A 939-nucleotide genomic window follows, 5' to 3' on the forward strand; every position below is an offset into this window, starting at 1 on the left:
GGACCGCTGCCTACTGGACCAGTTCCGCGATCTCATTCGGCACCTCTTCGGACTCCGGATCGACCTCGGACTTCTTCCAGCCCCCCGACTCCCCGACCAGGAGCAGCTCACCGGAATCGGCGATCCACAACTCATCGGCGTCTTTCTCCCACTGCACCACGGCCTTTTTCCCGACCGAAATGCTCACCACCTCATCGCCGGCCGCATCAGTGATCACCACCTGCGACGACGACACCTCCGCCACGAAATCACCCGACGCCGACTCATTCGTAATCACCGAACCACCATCAGCAGACGAATCCTCCGCCGGCTCAACCTCAGTCGTCTCCGTGGACTCCGTCGTGGTCTCCGGCACCTCCGTCGTTGTGGTCGGGGCCTCCGTCGTTGTGGTCGGGGCTTCCGTCGTTGTGGTCGGGGCCTCGGTCGTGGTCTCCGGAGCCTCCGTCGTTGTGGTCGGGGCTTCCGTCGTGGTCTCCGGAGCCTCTGTCGTTGTGGTCGGGGCCTCGGTGGTCAATTCGTCCACCAACTCGTCCGACGCCTCTTCAACCGACAACAGACTCTTCGCAGACAGACTCTGAGCGGCGGCCAAGCCCTGGGGGTTCTCACTGCTCGGGTTGGCCTGGTACTTCGCGCCGCCTTCGCAGTAGGTGCGAGTGACCGTCGAGGCATACACCCCCTGGCCGCGCCAACCCGTCGACTTGTTCGGGCCGTTCACAGTGTGCACCTCGACGGTGTAATACCTGGCGGTATCGTTGATGTCGAACTGATACGACGTAGCTGTGCCCACGTTCTTTCTAATCTTGACGTTTCCGTTGCTGTCACGGCGCGCAACGACCTCGTATTCGTAGTCGTCTCCCAGGGGTGTCTTCCCGAGGCTGTCCCAGGAGACCTTCGCATCCCAGTTGGTGAAGTTGCCGATGTCCTTGCACTTCGTGGAGG

General features: G+C 62.2%; 1 pseudogene. It reads right to left on the reverse strand.

Annotated elements, in window-relative coordinates:
• Nucleotides 1–10: 10 nt before the first annotated feature.
• A pseudogene (locus RM2_RS24880) lies at nucleotides 11–939 on the reverse strand (hypothetical protein); the annotation flags it as partial.

The organism is Rhodococcus marinonascens NBRC 14363, from assembly GCF_001894885.1.
Lineage (GTDB): Bacteria > Actinomycetota > Actinomycetes > Mycobacteriales > Mycobacteriaceae > Rhodococcus_F > Rhodococcus_F marinonascens.